Raw genomic sequence first — 18248 nt, 5'->3', positions numbered from 1 at the left:
CCATGTCCAAGCCCGCCGATACCCGTCAGAAGATCATCGACGCCGTCCTGCACATCATCGGGCAGGACGGCGTCGCCGCGGTCACCAACCGGCGGATCGCCAAGGAGGCGGGCGTCTCCCTCGGCTCGGTCACGTACCACTTCGAGTCCCAGCACGAGCTGCTGCGCGAGAGCCTGCTGTACTTCGTCGCCGAGGAGACGCGCCGCTTCACCGAACTCGCCGACCACTGCGAGGCCGAGGGAATCGACATCGACGGGGCCGCGGACCTGGTCGCCCAGGTCGCGGGCGGCACGCCGTTCGACACCACGCACATCGCGCCGTTCGAGCTGTACGTCCAGGCGGGCCGGGACGTACGGCTGCGGGCGGCCGCGAAGGAGTGCTTCGCGGCGTACGACCTGCTGGCCACCCAGATCCTGACCTGCCTCGACGTGCCCGACCCCGAACGCCTCGCGAGCACCGCCGTAGCCGTCGTCTTCGGCCAGCAGCTCCGCCGGCTGGCCACGGGCGCACCGGCCGAGGAACTGGTGGATGCCCTGCTGCTGCTCGCGCGGGGAGCGCAGAGCGGCTGAACGGCGGGCGAGTGAGCGGACGTTGACCGGAAGCGGACCGGGCGCCGCCTCCCAGGCGCGGTCCGGCCCGACCCCGGCTCCGGCCCCGCCGGACGAAATCCGGGCGACGTTGTCAGTGCCCCGCGCTACGGTCGCAGGCATGGGGGAGCTGGAGATCGTACGAGGAGACGCGACCTCGCCGCAGGGCAAGGGCGTCAAGATCATCGCGCATGTCTGCAACGACCTGGGCGGCTGGGGGAAGGGCTTCGTCCTCGCCGTGTCGCGCCGCTGGCCGGAGCCTGAAGCCGCGTACCGGCGCTGGCACCGCGAGCGGGCGGGGAACGACTTCGCGCTGGGCGCCGTCCAGTTCGTGCAGGTCGAGCGGTACGTGTGGGTGGCCAACATGATCGGCCAGCGCGGCACCCGCACGGGCAGCAAGGGCGTGCCCGTGCGGTACGAGGCGATCGGCACAGCCCTGGGCGCGGTCGCCGCCAAGGCACGTGAGCTGGGGGCGTCCGTCCATATGCCGAAGATCGGCTGCGGGCTGGCCGGCGGGCGCTGGGAGCTCGTCCGCCCGCTGATCGAGGACCGGCTGATACGCCGCGGGGTCGCCGTCACGGTCTACGAGAAGGACGACTGACCGGGCGGGCCGGGTGCCGGTGCGCACGCGCCGCGACCGCGTGTGCCGTCCGTGACCGGCCGGTTGCGAACGGCGCCCCATTCCCGCATTTCCCCCGATCAATTCCGACACGGTCGTCTCGTGCGCCGGTCCGGTGTCGATCCGGCCGGTCCCCGTTCGTGTAGAGGGTGAGAGGCCGGCACGGCGCCGGCGCCGTACCGTGAAGTCAAGGAGTGGCCGTCATGAAGCAGTATCTGCTGAGCATCTACCAGCCCGACGGAGATCCCCCGCCGCCCGAGGTCCTGGATCCGATCATGCGGGAGGTCGAGGCCGTGAGCGCCGAGATGCGCGAGACGGGGGCGTGGGTCTTCTCCGGCGGCCTGCACCCGCCGAGCACGGCGACCGTGGTGCGGCTGAAGGACGAGGAACTCCTCACCACCGACGGCCCCTACCTCGAAGGCAAGGAACACATCGGCGGGTTCACGGTCATCCAGGCACCCGACCTCGACGCCGCCCTGGAGTGGGGCCGCAAGCTCGCCCGGGCCATCACCCTCCCCATCGAGGTGCGGCCCCTGGAGCACGGGTCCTGCTGACCCGGCGCGATGTCCGGTGAAGGACGGCCTCCGATGAAGGACGACCGGCATGCCTGAGGTGACCGCCCCGGTGATCGAGCGAGTCTTCCGGGAGGAGTACGGGCGCGCCGTCGCCGTCCTGGTCCGCGTCTTCGGCGACATCGACAGCGCCGAGGAGGCGGTCCAGGACGCCTTCACGGAGGCGGTCCGGCGGTGGCCCGACGCCGGGCTCCCGGCGAGCCCCGCCGGCTGGATCATCACCACCGCCCGCAACCGCGCGATCGACCGGCTCCGCAGGGAGGCGACGCGCGAGGACCGGCACGCCCAGGCCGCCGTCCTGTACGCCCACGACGAACCGGCCGAGGAGGGACCCGTGCGCGACGACCGGCTCCGCCTCGTCTTCACCTGCTGCCACCCGGCGCTCGCCCCGGCCGCCCGGGTCGCGCTGACCCTGCGGCTCCTCGGCGGACTCACCACCGCGGAGATCGCCCGTGCCTTCCTGGTGTCCGAACCGGCCATGGCCCAGCGGCTGGTGAGGGCCAAGGGCAAGATCCGCGACGCCGGCATTCCGTACCAGGTGCCGCGGGACGCCGACCTCCCCGGGCGGCTGCGGGGCGTGCTGGCCGTCGTCTACCTCATCTTCAACGAGGGATACACGGCGAGTTCGGGCCCGGCGCTCGTCCGCGAGGACCTGTGCGCCGAGGCCGTCCGCCTCGGTCGTCTCCTCGCCGATCTGATGCCCGACGAGCCCGAGGCCGTGGGGCTCCTCGCCCTCATGCTGCTCACCGAGTCGCGTCGCGCCGCCCGGACCACCCCGGACGGCGATCTCGTCCTCCTCGCCGACCAGGACCGCGGCCGCTGGGACCGCGCCCTGATCGACGAGGGCCAGGACCTCGTACGGCGCTGCCTGCGTCGCGACCGCCCCGGCCCGTACCAGATCCAGGCGGCCATCCAGGCCGTGCACAGCGACGCACCCTCCGCGGCCGCCACGGACTGGTTCCAGCTGCTCATGCTCTACGACCAGCTCCATGCGGTGGCGCCGAGCCCGGTGGTGTCGCTGCACCGGGCCGTCGTCGTCGCCGAGGTGGAGGGGCCGGAGGCGGCCCTGGCTCTCGTCGACGCCCTCGACCTCGACGGCTACCACCTGCTCCACGCCGTGCGCGCCGACCTCCTGCGCCGCCTCGGCCGGAATGCCGAAGCCGCGGTCGCCTACGAAGCGGCCCTCAACCGCACCAGGAACGAGGCCGAACGCGCCTTCCTGCGCCGCAGCCAGGCGGCCCTCGCACCGGAGTGAGACCGGAGCTGGCCGGACCGGGTGGCCACGAGGAAGTGCGTGAACTCGTTCCACGAGCCCCGGAACGACGCACGAAGAACTCTTCGCCGGATACGCTGCGTCGGCCGACGCCCGCCCCGCGCCGTATCCCGCCGCCTGCCGACCGCAGGCCTGGGCGGCGGCCTCGTCGGTGCTGGTCCTGCAGTCCGTCCTCGGCCTCGGTGCGGACGTCCCCGCCGGGACGCTCACGGTCGGTCCCCAACTGGCCTCGGCCTACAGTCCGTTGAACGTCACAGGCCTGGACGTGGCGGGGGCGCCCCTGGAGATCTCCGTCGCTGCGGACGGCAGCCCGCAGGTGCGTACGGATGCCCCGCTGGAGATCCGTACGCACCATGGCTCCCCGGAGTGCCCCGCCGCGTCGCCCCTCCCGCGCGCTACGCGCCCTGGACGACCCGGACGTTGAACGTGTGGGTGCCGAGGCCACCCGCGATGCCGAGGAAGAGCAGGGCGAAGTGCTCCTGCCCGCGGGCGGTTTCGATGCCGCCGATGTCCAGCCGGGACGCCTCGGGCCAGCCGAGGTCGCCGAGCAGCCGCTCGGTGGTGTCCTTGGCCGCGGCGTCGTCGCCGGACAGGAACACGGTCCCGGGCTCCGTCAGCCCGCCGGGGTCCGCCATCACGGACGCGGTCATGGTGCACAGCGTCTTGACGACCCGCGTCCCGGGGAAGGTCCGCTGAAGCACCTCGCCCAGGCTCTCCACGGGGTGGGAGAGCGTCCCCTCGGGGGTGAAGCCGATGGCGGCGTCGATCAGCACCGTTTCGTCCAGCGCCGCCGCCCCGATGCCGGTGAGCACGTTCAGGGACTCCGTCCCCGGCGTGGCGTTGACGAGCACCTCGGCATGTGCCGCTGCCTCCGCCGGGCTCGCGACGGGAAGGCCGAGGTCCGCACGGTCTTCCGGTGATCGCGATCCCAGCAGGATGTCGTGTCCGGCGGTGGCCCACGCAGCTCCGAGAGCGCGGGCCACATGTCCTGTGCCCAGTAGTCCGATACGCATGCGGCGACGCTAACTCCGGTGCCGCGTACGGCGGATCGGCCGACGGGACCAGCCGGGGCGTAGGCCGGACGGCCGGGAGGGCCGGGCAGGTCGTAGGTCTCCGGTCCGGCCCGCCCCCTTCGCCTCCTGCTCCTCCGCCCGTTCCAGAACCGCCCCCCGGGCGGGGCCGGACCGCCGTTGTCCTGACGTCCGGCGGGCGATCCGGTTGGATGGAGCGATGACCGAGACGACCGGGCAGCAGGGGCCACTCGATCCCGCCGACCGCCGGAGGATGCGGACCAACGAGGCCAACTGGGACGCGCGGACCCCCATCCACCTCGCCAGCGGCTTCTACGGCCTGACCGGGGGAGAGGTGCCCGATCCCTCCCGCTGGTTCGCGGGCTTCGAATGGGAGGACATCGGCGACCCCACAGGGCTCGACGTGCTCCACCTCCAGTGTCATCTGGGCACCGAGACACTGGCGTTCGCCGGACGCGGCGCCCGTACGGTCGGCCTCGACATCTCCGGGGCCTCGGTCGAGGCCGCCCGGGAGATCGCCGCGACGGCCGGAGCCGCCGTCGAGTACGTCCGGGCCAATGTGTACGACGCGCCCGAGGCCCTCGGCGGCCGCCGCTTCGACCTCGTCTACACCGGCAAGGGCGCGCTGTGCTACCTCCCCGACCTGGACGCGTGGGCCGCGCTGATCGCCCGCCTCCTGCGTCCCGGCGGGCGCCTCTACGTCGTAGAGTTCCACCCGATGCTCAACGCCCTCGGCCCCACCCCCGCCCCGGACGAGGGCGAGGAGCTGGTGCTGCGTCACGACTACCTCGGGGGCCGCGGTCCAGTCCGCCGCGACGCCACGTACACCTACACCGACGGCCCGGCCGTGCAGGGGGCGACGGAGAGCTACGAGTGGATGCACGGACTCGACGAGCTGATCAACGCGCTGGTGGGTGCGGGCCTGCGGATCGACCGGCTGCGGGAGAGCAGCGAACTGCCCTGGCCCCGCTGGCCGCACATGGTCCGCACCCCCGGAGGCTGGTGGCGGCTCCCCGACGAGGCCCCGCGCGTCCCGCTGCTCTACGCGCTGCGGGCCACCCGCCCGTCGGAGGGCCCCTGACGCCCTGATCCCCTCCGTCCGGGCCGGAGTTCGCGAGGCTTCAGGTCTCAGGCTTCGTACCGGCGGAAGGCGGGTGCGGCCAGGGCCAGTGCCAGCATCGTGACGATCACGAGGACGCCACCGCCCGCCACCGCCGTCCGCGTACCCAGTGCCGAGCCCGCGATGCCGTGGACGAGGTCGGCCAGCCGCGGGCCGCCTGCCACCACCACCGTGAACACCCCCTGCATCCGGCCGCGCATCTCGTCGGTGGCCGCGGACTGCAGGATCGCGCTGCGGAAGACCATCGAGACCATGTCCGCGACGCCGCCCACCGCCAGGAAGGCCACCGCCCACCACAGGCTCGCGCTGAGGCCGAATCCGGTGACCGCCACGCCCCAGGCGACCACCGAGCCGATCACCATCAGGCCGTGGCGGCGGGCCCGGGAGAACGTCCCCGACAGCAGTCCGCCGGCCAGCGAGCCGATCGGGATCGCAGCGAACAGCAGCCCCAGGGCGAACCCCTCTCCCCAGGGCGCGTACGTGGTGGCCGCGAGCTGAGGGAAGAGCGCCCGCGGCATGCCCAGGACCATGGCGACGACATCCGCGAGCAAGGACAGCAACAGCACCTGACGTGCCGTCATGTAGCGGAAACCGTCGCGGACGTGCCGCCATCCCGCCCGCCGTTTCCCCGTGTCCGTGAGCGGAGGCAACCGCGGCAGCCGCCGGACGGCCCACACGGCCGCGCACAGGGTCAGGGCGTCGAGGAGATACAGCTCGGCGAGCCCGATGACCGGGATCAGGGCACCCGCCAGCAGCGGCCCGGCGATCATCCCGGTGTGCAGGACGGTCGCGCCCAGGGCATTGGCGGCCGGCAGCTCGGACGCGGGGACGAGCCGGGCGATGGACGCGCTGCGGGTCGGGGAGTTGATGCCGAAGAACGCCTGCTGCAGCGCGAGGAGAGCCATCAGCAGCACCACGGACCGGTTCCCGGCGGCCGCCTGCACCCAGAACAGCAATGAGGTGACGGCGATCCCGCTGTTGCTGATGAGCATCAGTGTGCGGCGGTCCATGGTGTCGGCGATCGCCCCGCCCCAGAGGGCGAACACCACCAGGGGCACCAGGCCCACGAAGCTAGTGTAGCCCACGTAGGCCGACGAGCTCGTGATGTCGTACACCTGCTTGGGCACCGCGACCGCCGTGAGCTGACTGCCGATCGCGGTGACGATGGTCGAGGACCACAGCCGCCGGTACGCGGGATGCCGAAGCGGCCGGGTGTCGACCGCCCACCGCCGCCAGCGGCCGCCCCGCCGCACCGCGCCGGGCGCGCCCTCGTCCTGCGCGCTCGCGTCGTCGGTGCTGCTCGCGGTGTCCACGGCGGTTCGGCCCCCCCCTGCGTCATCGTGTCCGGAGCCATTGTCGTCGACGGCGGACCGCACGTACGGGTGAGGGGCAGCCGCGCCACCAACTCCCGCTCGCGGAAGGGAAATTCCCGTTTGCCCGTATGCGTCCGGGGACGTTCATATGACTGTTCAGAGGGCCGGATAGCCCCCAATGGCCTGGGTAGTGCTGAGCCGACCTGGGACGGGACTTCAGGAAAGGCCGGGCACTGTGACACAGCCCTTTGAACTGCCGGACTTCTACATGCCGTATCCGGCGCGACTCAATCCCCATCTGGAGGAGGCCCGGAAGCACTCGAAGACATGGGCCCGCGAGATGGGGATGCTCGAGGGCTCGGGCATCTGGGACGAGCACGACCTCGACTCCCATGACTACGCGCTCCTGTGCGCCTACACCCACCCCGACTGCTCCGGTCCCGCGCTGTCCCTGGTCACCGACTGGTACGTGTGGGTCTTCTTCTTCGACGACCACTTCCTGGAGATCTTCAAGCGCACCCAGGACCGCGAGGGCGGCAAGGCGTACCTGGACCGGCTCGCGGCCTTCATGCCGATGGACCTCGCCGCCGGGATGCCGGAGCCCACGAACCCCGTCGAGGCGGGCCTGGCCGACCTGTGGACCCGGACCGTGCCGTCCATGTCGATGGAGTGGCGGGCGCGCTTCGCGGAGAGCACCGAGCACCTCCTCGGCGAATCCCTGTGGGAGCTGTCCAACATCAACGCCGACCGGATCCCCAACCCGGTCGAGTACATCGAGATGCGCCGCAAGGTCGGCGGCGCGCCCTGGTCGGCCGGGCTCGTGGAGTACGCGGCCGGGGCGGAGGTCCCCGCGGCCGTCGCCGGGTCCCGGCCGCTGCGCGTCCTCCGGGACACCTTCTCCGACGGGGTGCACCTGCGCAACGACCTGTTCTCCTATCAGCGTGAGACCGAGGAGGAGGGCGAACTCTCCAACGGAGTCCTGGTGTTGGAGACCTTCCTGTGCTGCACCACGCAGGAGGCGGCGGACGCGGTGAACGATCTGCTCACCTCGCGTCTGCAGCAGTTCGAGGACACCACGCTCACCGAACTGCCCCCGCTCTTCGCCGAGACCGGCCTCGACCCGAAGTCCTGCGCCGACGTGATGCTCTACGTCAAGGGGCTCCAGGACTGGCAGGCCGGCGGCCACGAGTGGCACATGCGCTCCAGCCGGTACATGAACGGCGGGGGACCGGCCGAGGAGGCATCCCCGCTGTCGTTCTCCCCGGTGCCCACGGGCCGCGGAACCGCCGCCGCGGTCATCCGGCAGCTCGGCGGCCAGGCCGGTGCGGGGCGGGCCCGGCGCTTCAGCCACGTCCCGTACCAGCGCGTCGGACCGTCGCAACTGCCCGACTTCTTCATGCCGTTCACCACCCGCCTGAGCCCGCATCTGGCGACCGCGCGCCGCAGCATCGTGGAGTGGTCGCACCGCATGGGCATCCTGAAGGCGCAGCCCGGCATCCCCGGCTCCGGCGTCTGGAACGAGGAGCGGCTGATCGACTACGACCTCCCGCTGTGCGCCGCGGGGCTGGACCCGGACGCGACGCCCGAGGAGCTGGACCTGTCGTCGCAGTGGCTGACCTGGGGCACCTACGGCGACGACTACTACCCCGCCGTCTTCGGACGTCCGCGGGACCTGGCGGGCGCCCGGGCGCAGAACGAACGGCTCACCGCCTGCATGCCGCTGGACGATTCACCCGCCCCCGACCCGGCCAACGCGCTCGAACGGGCGTTGGCCGACCTCTGGGTCCGGACGGCGGGACCGATGGAGGACTGGGCCCGGCGTGCGTTCCGTACCACCGTCGAGGACATGATCGAGAGCTGGCTTTGGGAGCTGGCCAACCACGCGCAGAACCGCATGCCCGACCCCGTCGACTACATCGAGATGCGGCGGAAGACCTTCGGCTCGGACCTGACGATGAGTCTGTGCCGGCTGGCGCACGGCCGGCGGGTCCCGGAGGAGATCTACCGCAGCGGCCCCATGCGCTCGCTGGAGAACGCGGCCTCGGACTACGCGGCCCTGCTCAACGATGTGTTCTCCTACCAGAAGGAGATCGAGTACGAGGGCGAGGTCCACAACGGGATCCTCGTCGTGCAGAACTTCTTCGACTGCGACTACCCGACCGGACTCGCCATCGTCCACGACCTGATGACGTCGCGCATGCGGCAGTTCCAGCACGTGGCTGCCCATGAACTGCCGGTACTCTACGACGACTTCAAGCTCGACACGGAGGCGCGCGAACTGCTGGACGGCTACGTCGGGGAGTTGGAGAACTGGCTCTCCGGAATCCTGACGTGGCATCAGGAGTGCCGCCGCTACGGCGAATCCGACCTGCGCCACGGGCCGACGGCGGCCTGGCGTGGTGCCGCGCCCACGGGCCTCGGCACCTCGGCGGCCAGGATCCCCGTGCCGCAGCACTGACCGGCACCCCCGGGCGCGGGGCGGTCACCCACGTGGCCACCCCGCGCCTAACCGGCTCCAGGTGCGTGAAAAATCGGTTTAGCACGGGACCGGGAAACACCGACGAGATCAGCCCGCCTCCCGAGCGTCACCCTCTATCAGATTGCGCCGGAGTTCCCCAGCATTCTGGACATAACTCAACAATCTCTCTAGGTCCTATGGCCAAAGATGTCCGGGGTGTTGACAGCACGCAAACTCGACTCCATCCTCTACGGCATCTGCTAATTCGATTTAGCGATGCGTCATGAAGCGATGGAGCTGAGTCACCCATGCCCGCACGCCGCGTCACCATGGCCGACGTCGCCCGCAGCGCGGGCGTCTCGCCCACCACCGCGTCGTTCGTCCTCTCCGGCCGCACCGACATGCGGATCTCGGTGGCCTCCCGGGACAAGGTCCTCGAGGCGGCCGCGATGCTGGGCTACCGCCCGAATGTCACCGCCCGGAGCCTGCGGACGAAGTCGACGCAGACCATCGGCTTCGTATCGGACACCATCACCACGACCCCGTTCGCCGGAGAGGTGATCCGCGGAGCGCTGGAAGCCGCCCGCGCCCGCGATCACCTGCTGTTCATCACGGAGACCGGCGGTCATCGCGCTGCCGAGTCCGGGCTGGTCAACGGGCTGCTCGACCGGCAGGTCGACGCCGTGATCTACGCGTCGATGTTCACCCGCCACGTCACGCCGCCCAGCGAGCTGAACGGCCGCCGCGTCGTCCTGCTGAACTGCCTCGCCCCCGGCTTCGACGCTCCGTCCGTCATCCCCGACGAGACCGAGGCGGGCCGCACCGCGGGGCGGGCGCTGCTCGCCGCCGGGCACACCTCCGGCATCTGGGCGATCGGCGGTCACCGGGCGATCCCGGCCACCCCTGGAGGCGTCTTCGCGGGGAACGAGCGGATGCGCGGGCTCCAGGAGGTCCTCCGGGACTCCGGGGTCGGCCTGGACGGCGTCGTGGAGTGCCAGTGGGGTCCCGATGACGGCTATCGCGAGGTGAGCCAGATCCTCGCCGCGGGCCACCGTCCGCGCGCGCTGGTGTGCTCGACCGACAGGGTCTCCTTCGGTGCCTACCAGGCGCTGACCGAAGCGGGCCTGTCCATCCCCGGCGACGTCTCCGTCGTCTCCTACGACGACCAGGACATCGCCTCCTGGCTGCGCCCCGCGCTCACCACGCTGGCGCTTCCCCACTACGAGCTCGGTCGCGTCGCCATGGAGCTGATCCTCGGCGACGAGCCGCTGGGCGCGGGGGAGCACCGGGTGCCGATGCCGCTGCGCAGGCGGTCCTCCGTCGCCTGTCCTTGCCGCGGGTGATCCGCGGGTGACCGGGGAGTAGCGACCGGAGAGCAGGACGTACCGAAAAACGCACGTGGGGCCGGGCGGCCACCCGACCCCACCGCAGGCTCATCTCCACCCATGCGATCAGACACGAGGACGGACGAACCATGCGCAGAACCATTCTAGCCGCGACCTGCGCCGTTACGGCGCTGGCCCTGACGGCGACGGGCTGTACGAGCTCCGGTGACGCCGCGGCCGGCGGCGCGACCTGCGACGGCAAGATCGACGGCAAGCGGACGATCACGGCCTTCTACCACGCCGGCGGCGAGGAGAAGAAGGCGTTCATGGGCATCGTCAAGGAGTTCAACGAGAGCCAGGACAAGGTCACCGTCAAGGTGCAGAGCGTCCCCGAGGGCACGTACAACGACTCCGTCCAGGCCGCGGCCGCCGCCGACAAGCTCCCCGACATCCTCGACTTCGACGGGCCGCTTCTCTACAACTACGCCTGGAACCGGAACATCATCCCGCTGGACCGCTGCCTCAAGGCGTCCACCAAGAAGGACCTGCTGCCCTCGATCGTCCAACAGGGCACCTACGACAAGAAGTTGTACGGTGTCGGCGCCTTCGACTCCGGTCTCGTCCTCTACGCGTACAAGTCGGCCCTCAAGCAGGTGGGCGCGCGCATACCCAAGGGCGTCGAGGACGCCTGGACGCCCCAGGAGTTCGCGGAGATCCTCGGCAAGCTCCAGAAGAAGGGCTACAAGCGTCCCCTGGACCTGCACATGTGGTACGGCCGCCAGGGCGAGTGGCTCTCGTACGCCTTCAGCACCATCGTCCAGTCCGCCGGCGGCGACCTGATCGACCGCAAGGACTACACGTCCGCCAAGGGTGTGCTCGACAAGCCCGAGGTCGTCAAGGCGCTGAAGCAGTTCCAGTCCTGGTTCTCCCAAGGGTATGTCGACACCGAGGCGCAGGACGACAGCCCGTTCCTGAAGAAGCGGAGCCCCATCGCCTGGAACGGCATGTGGGCCTACACCCAGGGCTACGAGAAGGCCGCGGGCAAGGACCTCGCCGTCATCCCGCTGCCCGACTTCGGCACCGGCTCCAAGACCGGTATGGGCTCCTGGCAGTTCGGCATCACCAGCAAGGCGGAGGACCCGGACGCGGCCGCCGCCTTCCTGGAGCATCTGCTCACCAAGCAGGGCGTGCTGAAGATGCACAAGGCCACCGGCGCCCCGCCGTCGCGCAAGAGCGCCCTCGCCGACGCCGGAATCTACGCCGACGGCGGCCCGATGGAACTGGTCACGAAGTCCCTGGAGAAGGCGCCGAAGGTGTCCGTGCCGCGCCCGCAGACCCCGGCGTACCCGGCGATCACCCAGGCGTTCGCGCAGGCGATCGACGACATCAGCCAGGGCAAGGACGTGAAGCAGGCCCTGGACACCGCGGTCGCCGCCATCGACCAGGACATCCGCGACAACGACGGCTACCCGCCCGTCGAGTAGCCCCCCCGACCCGGTGCGGCGGCGGCCGCGCCCCCACACTGCCGCCGCCGCACCGCTCCACCTTCTTCTCGTACGACGTCTCTTCGCACCGCCTGAGGTGAACCTCCATGTCCCGCACCGTCCTTGAGCCCGCTGCCGCGAGGCCGGCGCCACCCGGCGCGCCGTCTCCGGCCCGGCGGCGCTCTGCGACGCCGCGCACCCGCGAGCGGGTGACGGCCGCGCTGTTCTCCGCTCCGGCCGTCGCCCTGCTCGTCCTCTTCCTGATCGCCCCGTTCGTCGCAGCGGTGCTGCTGTCCTTCACCGACCAGCGGCTCTCCTCTCCGCTGCCGGTGTCGTTCACCGGCCTGGAGAACTACGCGCGCCTGTTCTCCAACCCGCAGTTCTGGCAGGCGTTCGGCAACAACACCCTCTTCGCCGTCATCGTCGTCCCCGTGCAGACGGCCGCCGCGCTGGGCCTCGCGGTCCTCGTGAACCGGGCGCTGCCGGGCCGGGTGCTGTTCCGCACGATCTACTTCCTGCCGACCGTCACCGTCATGGCCGTCGCCGCCGTCATCTGGAAGCTGCTGCTGCTCCCCGAGGGCGGCCTGGTCAACGGCGTGCTGGGCGCGGTCTCCTTCGGCCATGTCCAGCCGGGCTGGCTCTCCAGCACGGGCTGGGCGATGCCCGCCATCGTGATCACATCCATCTGGCAGGGCGTCGGCTTCCAGATGGTGATCTTCCTCGCCGGGCTGCAGGCGATCCCGCAGTCCCTCTACGAGGCGGCCCGTGTGGACGGGGCGAACGCCTGGCAGCAGTTCCGGCATGTGACGGTGCCGGGCCTGCGCAACACCCTCATCTTCGTGGTGAACGTGACGGCGATCTTCGCGTTCCGCCTGTTCGACCAGGTCTATCTGATGCCGCAGTTCCCGGGCGGCCCGCTGGACTCGACGCGCACGATGATGCTCCAGCTTCTGCAGACCGGCTACAGCCGCCGCATGATCGGCCAGGCGTCCGCCATCGCCGTCATCTTCTTCCTGTTCGTGCTCGCCGTGACGCTGATCCAGCGCAGGCTCGGCCGCGAGGAGCGTGCTGTCCGATGACCTCCACCGCCCCCGCGCCCCGTACGCGCCGCCGTACCGGGCACAACGTGCTCCTGCACTACGCGATCTGCGTCGGCGTCGCGATCGTGATGCTCGTACCGCTCGTCTTCATGTTCGCCGGTGCCCTCAAGGCCGACGCCAACGTGCTGGACGACGGCGGCAGTTGGCGGGCCTTGATCCCCACCGACCCCACCCTGGACAACTTCGTACGGGCCTGGGAGCGCTCGGACTTCGGCCGGCTGCTGCTCAACTCGCTCGTCGTGTGCGGTACGACGGTGGTCCTCGGCCTGGTCGTCAACAGCATGTTCGGCTACGCGCTCGCCCGGCTGCGCTGGACCGGCCGCAACGTGGTGCTGGCCGTCATCGTGGCGCTGATCATCATCCCGTTCGAGGCGCTCGCGATCCCGCTGCTGCTGATGGTCACCGAGCTGGGCTGGCTGGACACCTACCAGGCCCAGATCATCCCCTTCGTCGCCAACCCCTTCTTCGTCTACCTCTTCTACTCGTTCTTCCTGTCGCTGCCGCGCGAGCTCGAGGAGGCGGCGCGGATCGACGGGGCCGGCCCCTGGCGCACCTTCCGCAGCGTCATCGTGCCGCTGTCCCAGCCCGCGTACGCGTCGGTGGCGATCCTCAGCTTCCTCATGACCTGGGGCCAGCTGCTGTGGCCGGTGATGACCACCCGCAGCGAGGAGGTGCGTCCGCTGCCGGTGGGCATCGCGGTCTTCCAGACGCTCCCCCCGCTCCACTGGGGCGATATCATGGCTTTTGCCGCAATGATGACCATCCCGACTCTCATCGTCTTCCTGATTTTCCAGCGGGCGTTCGTCCAAGGCGTGGCCGCTCAGGCGGTCAAGGAGTGAGCACCATCGATACCGGTATCCGAGACCGGCACAGGCCGGCCGTGCATCTGCTTCCGGCGGCCAACTGGATCAACGACCCCAACGGCCTGGTCCACCACAACGGCTGGTACCACGTCTTCTTCCAGCACAACCCGTACGCCCCGACCCATGAGCAGGTGCACTGGGGGCACTACCGCAGCCGCGATCTGCTGCGCTGGGAAGCCCTGCCCCTCGCGCTCACCCCCACCCCGGGCGGCGACGACGCCGACGGCTGCTTCTCCGGCAGCGCGGTGTCCCACGACGGGCGTCTCACCGCGTTCTTCTCCGCCCACCGCGCCGACCGCTGGTGGCAGCCGGTCGCGGCCGCCGACTCCGACCCGCAGGGCATCACCTTCACCAAGCGCCCCGGGCTCGTCCTCGCCGAGGCGCCCGAGGGGGTCACCACCTACCGCGACCCCTTTGTGTGGCGCGACCGCGACCGCGACCGCTGGCGGATGCTCGTCGGCGCCGGGATGCGGGACGGCAGCGGAGCCGCCCTGCTGTACGAGTCGGAGGACCTGGAGACCTGGACCGCCCGCGGCCCGCTGCACCGGCGGGCCGACGCCGGGCCCGGGCTGCGGACCGGCGAAGCATGGGAGTGCCCGCACCTCGCCACGTACGAGGACGGGCGCGCCCTGCTGATCACCAGCACCTGGTACCAGCGCACCGGCCCGGCCCATGTGGCCGCCTGGGCCGGTTCGCCCTCCGGCGACGGATACCGCTTCTCCGATCCGTTCCGCCTCGACCACGGCCCCGACTTCTACGCCCCGGCCCTGATGCAGGTCCCGGACGGGCGGTGGCTGATGTGGGGCTGGAGCTGGGAGGCCCGCGACGAGACCGGCGCCAAGGAGGCGGGCTGGGCCGGGATGCTCACGCTCCCCCGGGAGGTGACGCTGACCGCGGACGGCCGCGCCCGGCAGGTCCCGGCCCGTGAGCTCGACGGGCTGCGGTGCGGTGACCCGCAGCGCACGGTGCGCGGTGTCGCGCCGGGCGAGACCACGGCGGTCGCCGCGATCGACGGCGTCGCGGATCTGCGTGTACGGCTCGGCTTCGGACGGGACGCGGCCTGGGGGATGCGCATCGCCACGAACGCCGACGGCACCGGATTCCTCGACTTCGTGCTGAGGGACGGGGAGTTGACGGTCGATCGCGGCCATGCCTCGCACGACACACGCGCGCACGTCGGCGCGTACCGCGTGCCCGTACCGGAAGCCGCTCCGGGCCGCAGCACCGAGTTGAGGATCTTGCTGGACCGCTCCGTCACGGAGGTCTTCACCGAGTCCGGCGAGACGCTCACGCTGCGCTTCTACCCGACGGGCGACGAGCCGTGGACCCTGCTGTCCCGGGGACTTGCGTCCGACGAGGTGTCGCTGGACCTGGAGGCGCACACGCTGCGTGCCCCGGAGGGGGACACCCGGTAGCGGGCGCCCCGGGGGCGCGCGGCGCCGGAGCGGTCCGGGGGCACGGGGGGACCCCGGGCCGGTCCGCGCGCACGGCCGGGCCGAGACGCGAGGCCCGTACGCGATGCAGGGGCCGAGGCGCGGGGAATCGTGCGCGATGCAGGGGGCCGAGGCGCGGGGACTGGGGGCCGGTCGCGGAGCGCGGCCGGCCCTGGCTCTGCGTAGCCGGCCCCGCGAGGCCGCGAGCCTCGGCGGCGGCCTTCGGGGCTGCGGGATGCGGTGAAGGCGCGCATCGTGTGAAGGGAGCATGCGAGGAGGAGTCCCATGGCCGCCCCGAGCGACAAGTCCGACGACATCCCGGTCCTCCGCCGCCCTCACGACCTCGAGGACAGCGTGACCTGGGAGCCCAGCGAGCGCTGGGTGCGCGGTACGAAGGGCGACGTCACCGTCGTCGACAGCCGCCGCGCTCTCCTGGTCTGGGAGCCCGACCGCCCCGTTCCCCTCTATGCGTTCCCGGAGGAGGACGTCCGCATGGACCTGCTGCGGCGGACGGAGGAGCCGGCCAGCCGCCGGCGCCACGCGGGGGCCACCGTCTTCTACGAGCTGCAGGTCGGCGGATCGATCACCCCGCGGGCCGCCTGGACGTATCCCGGCAAGGAGCTGGCCGGGTACGTCTCCTTCGAATGGTTCGGGCGTGACGTCCTCGAGCACTGGTACGAGGAGGACGAAGAGATCTTCGTCCACCCCCGCGACCCCCACAAGCGCATCGACGCCCTGCCCAGCAGCCGCCATGTGCAGGTCGAGGTCGCGGAGACGATCGTCGCGGACACCCGCGCGCCCGTCCTCCTCTTCGAGACGGGGCTGCCCGTCCGCTACTACTTCCCGCGCGAGGACGTCCGGCTCGACCTCCTCATGCACACCGAGCTGACAACGCGCTGCCCGTACAAGGGAGTTGCGACGGAGTACTGGTCCTGGCCGCGCGGCGGCGACGTGCCGCCCGGGATCGCGTGGAGCTACCCCGACCCGTTGTCGCCCGTGGGTCTCATCAGGAACCGCGTGGCCTTCTACAACGAGGCCGTCGACATCATCCTCGACGGCGAGCGGCTGGAGCGGCCGGTCACGGTCTTCAGCAGGACCCTCGCGCGCTGAGCCCGTCCCTTCTGGCGATCTCGAGCAGCCGCCGAGTCTTCGAGCCGATCGAGCCGCGCCTGTCCGGGCGGCTCGATCGGCCATGTCCTGGTTCGTAGGCCGTCCAGGGGAACTACCACCGCGTCAGCGCCGGGGTGGTTGGTGGGTGCCGTTGAGGGTGCGATATGTGGATGCTATCGGCCCAAAACGGGAGGAATGGCACATATGCAAAGAATCGCAACCGCGACCCTGGTGGCTCTGGCGGCGGGCGGCATGGTGACCCTCGGCCCGGCAACCGCGTACGCCGACGGGTACGGCCAGGGTCACGGCCGCAGCCATGGTCACGGTCACGGGGACGGGCCGGGAGCGACCGCCGAGGGTGGCAGCGGGCCCGGCGGCCTGTTCCAGCAGAACACGGCGCAGGAGGCGCGGCAGAACAACCGCTGTTCCAGCCCGAACCCCGGTGGCCAGCCGCTGATTCTGGACGGCGGGCGGGCCGAGGGGCACTGCAAGACCAAGGACGACTCCGTCAACCATGACGCCCGTGTCAAGAAGGGCGGCGCGGAGGCGTTCGGCGGTTCGGCGACGGCCACGCTCGTGCAGCAGAACACGGCACAGCAGGGACGGCAGAACAACCACTGTGCCAACCCCAACGGTGTCGGCGTCACGGTGACCGGTGGACGGACCGAGGCCTGGTGCGCCGACGAGGACGAATCGGTCAACAAGCACACCCGGTTCTACGGCAAGGGCGCGAGAGTGAACGGCGGCAGCTCTCTCGCGGCGACTCTGAACGACCAGAACACCGCGCAGGAGGGGCGGCAGAACACCAACTGCGCCAACCCCAACAGCTCGCCCATCGAGGTGGTCGGCGGAACGCTGGAGGCTCGCTGCCGCAACAAGGACGGCTCGTTCAACAAGCACACCAAGACCGTGAGTGGTGGCGCGGAGGCGAACGCGGGGAGCGGCATCGGGCGGGTGTTTCAGCAGAGCGTGGCGCAGGAGGGGCGGCAGAACATCAACTGCGCCAACCCTCAGGGCGGCGAGCTCGGGCTGGCCGGTGGCCGGGCGGAGGCTCGCTGCCAGAACGAGGACGAGTCGTTCAACCACAAGACGTTCACCAAGGGCGAGGGGGCCAAGGCCAACGGCGGATCCACCGGAGCGGCCACCGGCGAGGCGCTCTTCCAGCAGAACGTGGCGCAGGAGGGGCGGCAGAACATCAACTGCGCCAACCCCAACGGCGTGGAGGCCGGTCTCTCCGGAGGGCGCGCCACGGCGCGCTGCTGGCAGAAGGACAAGTCGTTCAACCACAAGACGGTCACCAAGGGCGGGGGTGCCGAGGCGAGCGGTGGCTACGGCGGGGTCGCCACGGTCCTCGATCAGAACGTGGCGCAGGAGGGCCGGCAGAACAGCAACTGCGGCAACCCCAACGGTCTCGGGCTGGAACTGACGGGCGGCAGGCTCGACGCGGAATGCGGTGCCGTGGACGCGTCGACCAATGTCCGCACCAAGGAGATCGGCGGCGGCGCGAAGGCCGAGGGCGGCTCCGGGGCTGTCGGCCTGTTCCAGCAGAACGTGGCGCAGGAGGGGCGGCAGAACAACAACTGCGGCAACCCGAACAACCTGGCACTGACCGTGTCCGGGGGACGCTCCAGCACCCAGTGCCTGGCCGTCGACCGTTCCGTCAACATCGACTCCGTCTACCGCTAGAGCTCACGCGCCAGACCTCAGGGCGTACGGCGCTCGAGCCCCTCACCGGCCCCGCTGGAGATCTCCGGCGGGGCCGGTCCGTTCCTTCCGGGCAGGAAATCGCTTTCCCCGCAAGGCTGTTCGCCCCGGCCCGGGCGCCCGTCCTGTGCTGCTGTCACATGCGGTTTTCCCGATGAGGCGCCACCGGGTCACCGAGCGTGCGCAAACGGTTGCGTCGACCCTCCCGTAGCCCCTACTGTCAACGGCCGGTCGACCGGGGACGGTTGTCGGCCAC

The 18248-nt window shown here is 71.0% G+C and carries 15 protein-coding genes; 13 read left to right on the top strand and 2 right to left on the bottom strand.

The window, feature by feature from the left end; all coding sequences use genetic code 11:
• Window positions 1-2 precede the first annotated feature (2 nt).
• From ABZ822_RS24625 to ABZ822_RS24610, 4 genes are all read left to right on the top strand, one after another.
• On the top strand, window positions 3-569 hold the full coding sequence (locus tag ABZ822_RS24625) for a TetR family transcriptional regulator (RefSeq protein WP_360858176.1): 567 nt from the start codon (window positions 3-5) through the stop codon (window positions 567-569).
• 139 nt (window positions 570-708) lie between these two features.
• Window positions 709-1188, top strand: coding sequence for a macro domain-containing protein (locus ABZ822_RS24620; protein WP_360858173.1), 480 nt, complete (start codon window positions 709-711; stop codon window positions 1186-1188).
• A gap of 221 nt (window positions 1189-1409) precedes the next feature.
• Window positions 1410-1760, top strand: coding sequence for a YciI family protein (locus tag ABZ822_RS24615; protein WP_360858170.1), 351 nt, complete (start codon window positions 1410-1412; stop codon window positions 1758-1760).
• Between the two features lie 49 nt (window positions 1761-1809).
• The gene (locus ABZ822_RS24610; protein WP_360858167.1) at window positions 1810-3033 is read left to right on the top strand and encodes an RNA polymerase sigma factor; all 1224 of its coding nucleotides are present in this window, start codon (window positions 1810-1812) and stop codon (window positions 3031-3033) included.
• 413 nt (window positions 3034-3446) lie between these two features.
• Here the strand turns inward: ABZ822_RS24610 and ABZ822_RS24605 are convergent, their stop codons facing one another.
• Window positions 3447-4064, bottom strand: a complete 618-nt coding sequence (locus ABZ822_RS24605; RefSeq protein ID WP_360858164.1) for an NAD(P)-binding domain-containing protein — start codon at window positions 4062-4064, stop codon at window positions 3447-3449.
• Between the two features lie 217 nt (window positions 4065-4281).
• Here ABZ822_RS24605 and ABZ822_RS24600 point away from each other — a divergent pair, with 217 nt between their 5' ends.
• Entirely contained in the window at window positions 4282-5163 is an 882-nt protein-coding gene (locus ABZ822_RS24600; protein WP_360858161.1) for a class I SAM-dependent methyltransferase, read from the top strand.
• Between the two features lie 47 nt (window positions 5164-5210).
• On the opposite strand, the gene ABZ822_RS24595 is transcribed toward ABZ822_RS24600, so the two are convergent.
• The gene (locus ABZ822_RS24595; RefSeq protein WP_360858158.1) at window positions 5211-6515 is read right to left on the bottom strand and encodes an MFS transporter; all 1305 of its coding nucleotides are present in this window, start codon (window positions 6513-6515) and stop codon (window positions 5211-5213) included.
• Between the two features lie 235 nt (window positions 6516-6750).
• On the opposite strand from ABZ822_RS24595, the gene ABZ822_RS24590 reads away from it, so the two are divergent.
• The 8 genes from ABZ822_RS24590 (at window position 6751) to ABZ822_RS24555 (ending at window position 17974) form a co-directional block, all read left to right on the top strand.
• Window positions 6751-8973 (top strand): family 2 encapsulin nanocompartment cargo protein terpene cyclase, encoded by a 2223-nt coding sequence (locus ABZ822_RS24590; RefSeq protein ID WP_360858155.1) that lies wholly within the window; start codon window positions 6751-6753, stop codon window positions 8971-8973.
• 308 nt (window positions 8974-9281) lie between these two features.
• Entirely contained in the window at window positions 9282-10316 is a 1035-nt protein-coding gene (locus ABZ822_RS24585) for a LacI family DNA-binding transcriptional regulator (protein ID WP_360858152.1), read from the top strand.
• A gap of 131 nt (window positions 10317-10447) precedes the next feature.
• Window positions 10448-11782 carry a sugar ABC transporter substrate-binding protein gene (locus ABZ822_RS24580; RefSeq protein ID WP_360858149.1) on the top strand — a complete coding sequence of 445 codons (1335 nt, stop codon included), beginning with the start codon at window positions 10448-10450 and terminating at the stop codon, window positions 11780-11782.
• Window positions 11783-11991: 209 nt separating this feature from the next.
• Window positions 11992-12861 carry a sugar ABC transporter permease gene (locus ABZ822_RS24575; protein WP_360858146.1) on the top strand — a complete coding sequence of 290 codons (870 nt, stop codon included), beginning with the start codon at window positions 11992-11994 and terminating at the stop codon, window positions 12859-12861.
• Window positions 12858-13721, top strand: coding sequence for a carbohydrate ABC transporter permease (locus ABZ822_RS24570; protein WP_360858143.1), 864 nt, complete (start codon window positions 12858-12860; stop codon window positions 13719-13721). The genes ABZ822_RS24575 and ABZ822_RS24570 overlap by 4 nt, the downstream gene beginning before the upstream one ends.
• Window positions 13722-13762: 41 nt before the next feature.
• The gene (locus tag ABZ822_RS24565) at window positions 13763-15160 is read left to right on the top strand and encodes a glycoside hydrolase family 32 protein (protein WP_360858140.1); all 1398 of its coding nucleotides are present in this window, start codon (window positions 13763-13765) and stop codon (window positions 15158-15160) included.
• 303 nt (window positions 15161-15463) lie between these two features.
• The gene (locus ABZ822_RS24560; protein WP_360858137.1) at window positions 15464-16288 is read left to right on the top strand and encodes a DUF427 domain-containing protein; all 825 of its coding nucleotides are present in this window, start codon (window positions 15464-15466) and stop codon (window positions 16286-16288) included.
• A gap of 204 nt (window positions 16289-16492) precedes the next feature.
• Window positions 16493-17974 carry a hypothetical protein gene (locus tag ABZ822_RS24555; protein ID WP_360858134.1) on the top strand — a complete coding sequence of 494 codons (1482 nt, stop codon included), beginning with the start codon at window positions 16493-16495 and terminating at the stop codon, window positions 17972-17974.
• Window positions 17975-18248: the final 274 nt, after the last annotated feature.

The sequence above is a fragment of the Streptomyces sp. NPDC047108 genome (assembly GCF_040643575.1).
GTDB lineage: Bacteria > Actinomycetota > Actinomycetes > Streptomycetales > Streptomycetaceae > Streptomyces.
Note: the sequence above shows the minus strand (reverse complement) of the source record. Positions and strands in the feature narration are given on the sequence as shown.

Coding starts and splice junctions, on each gene's coding strand:
- ABZ822_RS24555 (WP_360858134.1), top strand. CDS start 16,493: ATGCAAAGAATCGCAACCGCGACCCTGGTGGCTCTGGCGGCGGGCGGC.
- ABZ822_RS24600 (WP_360858161.1), top strand. CDS start 4,282: ATGACCGAGACGACCGGGCAGCAGGGGCCACTCGATCCCGCCGACCGC.
- ABZ822_RS24585 (WP_360858152.1), top strand. CDS start 9,282: ATGCCCGCACGCCGCGTCACCATGGCCGACGTCGCCCGCAGCGCGGGC.
- ABZ822_RS24625 (WP_360858176.1), top strand. CDS start 3: ATGTCCAAGCCCGCCGATACCCGTCAGAAGATCATCGACGCCGTCCTG.
- ABZ822_RS24610 (WP_360858167.1), top strand. CDS start 1,810: ATGCCTGAGGTGACCGCCCCGGTGATCGAGCGAGTCTTCCGGGAGGAG.
- ABZ822_RS24560 (WP_360858137.1), top strand. CDS start 15,464: ATGGCCGCCCCGAGCGACAAGTCCGACGACATCCCGGTCCTCCGCCGC.
- ABZ822_RS24605 (WP_360858164.1), bottom strand. CDS start 4,064: ATGCGTATCGGACTACTGGGCACAGGACATGTGGCCCGCGCTCTCGGA.
- ABZ822_RS24570 (WP_360858143.1), top strand. CDS start 12,858: ATGACCTCCACCGCCCCCGCGCCCCGTACGCGCCGCCGTACCGGGCAC.
- ABZ822_RS24580 (WP_360858149.1), top strand. CDS start 10,448: ATGCGCAGAACCATTCTAGCCGCGACCTGCGCCGTTACGGCGCTGGCC.
- ABZ822_RS24620 (WP_360858173.1), top strand. CDS start 709: ATGGGGGAGCTGGAGATCGTACGAGGAGACGCGACCTCGCCGCAGGGC.
- ABZ822_RS24615 (WP_360858170.1), top strand. CDS start 1,410: ATGAAGCAGTATCTGCTGAGCATCTACCAGCCCGACGGAGATCCCCCG.